General features: G+C 67.0%; 3 protein-coding genes. All 3 read left to right on the plus strand.

Annotated elements, in window-relative coordinates:
* The coding region (locus EPO09_RS22030) for a hypothetical protein (protein WP_290646746.1) at positions 1 to 320 on the plus strand (320 nt) is incomplete at its 5' end.
* A 5-nt stretch (positions 321 to 325) separates the two neighbouring features.
* Positions 326 to 1,867 (plus strand): hypothetical protein, encoded by a 1,542-nt coding sequence (locus tag EPO09_RS22035; RefSeq protein WP_290646748.1) that lies wholly within the window; start codon positions 326 to 328, stop codon positions 1,865 to 1,867.
* A 75-nt stretch (positions 1,868 to 1,942) separates the two neighbouring features.
* Positions 1,943 to 4,500, plus strand: a 2,558-nt coding sequence (locus EPO09_RS22040) for a hypothetical protein (RefSeq protein WP_290646750.1), incomplete at its 3' end; no start/stop codon positions are given.

Raw genomic sequence — 4,500 nt, forward strand, 5'->3', positions numbered from 1 at the left:
CGCTGCTCGACGAAGTGGCCTCGTCGGCCATGTTCAAGGGCGACGTCCGGCTGCTGGCGGAGGTCCTGGCCGGCGAGTCGGCAACGCCGGCCGACCTCGCCCAGGCGCGGCAGGCAGTGCAGCGAGCACTCGGCGTCGGCGCTCGCGTGTCCTCGGTCAAGGCACTGGCCGACGCGATCACCAAGCTGCACGCCGGCGAGCGCGTGGCCTTCGCGTTGGACGACGCCGACCGGGACAAGGATGACTCCTACGACATGCGGCTGAAGATCCTGCATGACCGAGATGCCCCGGAGCATGCGCCGATGCCGCCCGGGTCTTGAGCCGAATGTCGAACGCCGAGCTGCAGCACCTGCGCGACGACTTCCTGTACTACGCGCCACGCGCGCTGCACATCAAGACCAAGTCCGGCGCGATCGTGCCGTTCGTGCTCAACAGCGCGCAGGTCTACATCCATCACTGTCTGGAGGCACAGCGCCAGGCCACGGGCAAGGTACGGGCCAACATCCTCAAGGGGCGTCAGCAGGGGTGTTCGACGCTGATCCAGGGGCGCTTCTACCACCGCTGTTCGATGCGCCCCGGCGTGCTGGCGCTGATCCTGACGCACCTGGCCGACTCGACCACGGCGCTGTTCAGCATGACCAAGCGCTTCCATGACCTGTGCCCGGACGAGATCCGCCCCAGCACCGGCACAGCCAACGAGAACGAGTTGACCTTCGACCGGATCGACAGCGGCTACGTCGTCGCCACCGCCGGCAACCGCAAGGGAGTGGGGCGCGGGCGGACCTTCCAGCTGTTCCACGGCAGCGAGTCGGCGTACTGGGACAACGCCCAGGAGCACATGGCCGCCCTGGGCCAGACCGTGCCTGATCTGCCGGGCACCGAGATCATCAAGGAGTCCACGGCCAACGGCGTGGGCAACCAGTTCCACCAGGACTGGATGGCAGCGCAGCGCGGCGAGACCGACTACGTCAACGTCTTCGTGCCGTGGTACTGGCAGCAGGAGTACCGACGGCCCGTCACGCCCGGGTTCCAACTGGACAACGAGGAGCAGGACTACCTCCAGCGCTACGAGGGACGAGGACTGACCATCGAGCACATGGTGTGGCGCAGGGCCAAGCTGCAGTCCGACCTGCGCGGCGATGTCGGGCTGTTCGATCAGGAATACCCGGCCGAGCCCCTGCTGGCCTTCAGCAAGGTGTCCGGCGATCCGCTGATCAGTGCTGCGCTGGTCAGCCGTGCGCAGCGGCCGGCGCTGAACGTCGAGGCCCGCGGGCCCAGGATCATGGGGGTGGACCCGGCCGAGTACGGCGACGATGCGACCGCGATTGCCCTGCGACAGGGCCGACGGGTGTTCGGCCTGGACCGCGACCAGAAGATCATGCGCCTGTACAAGCACGGCCCGATGGAGGTCGTCGGCAAGGTCGCCATCCAGGCCGACAAGCACAAGCCAGATGCGATCAACGTGGACTGCACCGGCATCGGCTCCGGCGTGGCTGACCGCCTGACCGAGCTCGGCTACCCCGTCAACCGGATCTTGTTCGGCGGCCGGCCCAACCGCGACGAGCTGTACGTGCTCAAGCGTGACGAGATCTGGGGCGACATGCTGGAGTGGCTGGAAGACGAGCCGTGCCAGTTGCCGATCGACGACGGGCTGGCTACCGACCTGTGCGGTCCGCAGAAGGGCTATGACAGCTCGCGGCGGCTGCGCCTGGAGTCCAAGGAGCAGATGCGCAAGCGCGGCGTTTCGAGTCCCGACAGCGGGGACGCGGTGGCATTGACTTTCGCGACCCCGTTCGCGTCGTACGCAGGCGCCAAGAGCGGCAGTGGGTCGTACCGGGCATCGCGCGGACGCCGTCCGATGCGGTGAGCGTCCCCATCATCCGGCAAGACGGGCAGAGTCAGGGTCAACCACAAGCCCAGCAGCCATTCACCCGGCCCACCGATGGACACGGTCAACGACCAGCTCTCGCAGCACACGCAGACCGGCGTCATCGAGCCCACCGTCGGCAAATTGGCGCCCGACGAGTTCATGCGCTACATCGAGGAGACGCGCGCGCAGCCGGCGTTTCGCTCCGCGATGGACAAGGCGGCCGACTACTACGACGGCAACCAACTGACCGCCGAGCAGCTCACGGATCTGGATGCCAAGGGATTCGGCAGCCTGATGACCAACCTCATCAAGCCGGCCGTGGACACCGTGCTCGGCATCGAGGCCAAGACCCGCGCCGACTACCGCACGGTGGCCGACGACGAGGAGCACCAGGAGGTCGCAGAGGCGTTGAGTGCCAAGCTGGCCGAGGCCGAGCGCGAGACCCGCGCCGACCGCGCGTGCAGTGATGCCTACGGCGGGCAGATCAAGACCGGCCTGGCCTGGGTGATGGTGAACCGCAACACAGACCCGTTCCGCTACCCGTACCGCGCCGAGCACGTCCACCGGCGCGAGATGTTCTGGGACTGGTCCGATCAGTCGCCCGACCTGTGCAACGCACGCTACGTCATCCGGCAGAAGTGGTACCCGGTGGACATGGTCACGTCCGCACTGCCGCAGCATGCGCCGCTGATCCAGGCCTCGGCCAGCGGATGGCAGCCCGACTGGATCAGCAGGGCGCGCGAGGACGCGATCCTGATGAACGCGCTGGACCAGGAAAGCCGAGTCTCGGTGTCCGCCTGGGACTGGCGCAACATCGACAACCGGCGCGTGTGCTTGATGGAGTGCTGGTACGCCACCCACATCCGCGGCCTCGTCCTGGACCTGGGCAACCGGGTCGTCGAGTTCGACAGGACCAACGTGCTGCACATGGCCGCCCTGTCTTCGGGCGCCGTGCGTCCGCAGCCGGCGATCTACCGCAAGATGCGATGCAGCCTGTGGTTCGGGCCGCATCTGCTGCAAGACCTCGATGCCGGCGGCAACCAGATGCCCTACGTGCCGTTCTGGGGCTTCCGCGAAGACCTGACCGGCGTGCCGTACGGCCTGGTGCGCTCGATGATCCCGCTGCAGGACGAGATCAACGCGCGCCGGCGCAAGCTGATGTGGCTGCTGTCGAGCAAGCGCGTGCAGATGGACTCCGACGCGCTGGACGTGCGCTTCAACGAGCACGGCGACGTGACCGACGAGATCGCCCGGCCGGACTCGATGCTGATCCTCAACCCGAACCGCCAGAACAAGGACGCGGTCAGGGTGGAATCCGACCTGGCGCTGAGCCAGCAGCAGTTCGAGATCCTCCAGGAGGCCAAGGAGGGCATCCAGGCCGCTGCCGGGATCTTCAACTCGATCATGGGCAAGACCGACGGCGCCAAGAGCGGCATCGCGGTCAACAGCCTGGTCGAGCAGGCCAGCAACACGCTGGGCGAGATCAACGACAACTTCAAGTACGCCCGCATGCTGGTGGGCGAACGGTTGCTGGACCTGATCCGCGCGGACCTCAAGGGCAAGCAGGTCAAGGTGATGGTCGGGCCGCAGGAGGCCCGGCGCAAGTCGATCTTCCTGAACACGCCCAAGATCGACGCCGTCACCGGGATCCAGTACCTGGAAAACGACGTGGACCGGGCCAAGGTCAAGGTGGCCCTGGAGGACGTGCCGAGCACGCCGGCCTATCGCGCCCAGCAGCAGATGCTGATCGGCGAGACGCTGAAGTCGCTGCCGCCGCAACTGCAGGCGCCGCTGATGCCGTTCTTCATCGAGGCGACCGACCTGGCCAAGCGCCACGAGATGGCCTCGATCCTGCGCAAGCAGATGGGCATGGCCGGCGCCGACGGCGAGCCTGTCGATCCTCAGGTGGCGCAGTTGCAGCAGCAACTCCAGACGCTGCACCAGCAGTACGGCGAGATGGCGAACCAGTACGAGCAGGCCGTCAAGGAGCAAAACGCCAAGGCCGATCAGCTCGGCCAGCAGGTGGCTCAGATGCAGCTCAAGCTGGAGAACAAGGCGGGCGAGTTGGACATCCGCCGCCAGGAACTGCAGCAGGCCACCGACGCCGCCATCACGGCCGCCGCGGAGCGCCGGCGCGAGGCCGACCTGAAGATGACGCAGGAGGCCAACAAGGCGCGCGAGATCGACCTGAAACACAGCCAACTCGCCGTGGATGCGAGCGCCAAGGTGATCGACCACCAGCACCGCACCGCCGAGATGGAGCACAGCCAGATCGCTGCCGCCGCGTCGGCCGCGCAGCAGGATCGCCAGGCTCAGCGCGATCATGAGTTGGCCACAGCGCAGGCCCAGCCGCCGGTCGAGGATGAAGCGGCCGAAGCCCAGAAGATCGCCGACATCGTGCAGAAGATCGTGTCGCCCCTGGTGGACAAGGTGGACACGATCATCGATGCGGTGCAGCAAGACGCCAGGGGCGATGCCGCCGAGAGGCCGGCCAACCCGACGTCGGCCGAGCCCGCTGCGCCCGCGAGCGAGTCGCACATCCACATCCACGTCGGCGGCGGCAAGCGCAGCGTGAAGCTCAACAAGGACGCCAATGGAAATCTGTTGGGAGCCGACCTGATCGACGGTGA

It is taken from the genome of Aquabacterium sp. (assembly GCF_004297345.1).
Lineage (GTDB): Bacteria > Pseudomonadota > Gammaproteobacteria > Burkholderiales > Burkholderiaceae_C > Aquabacterium.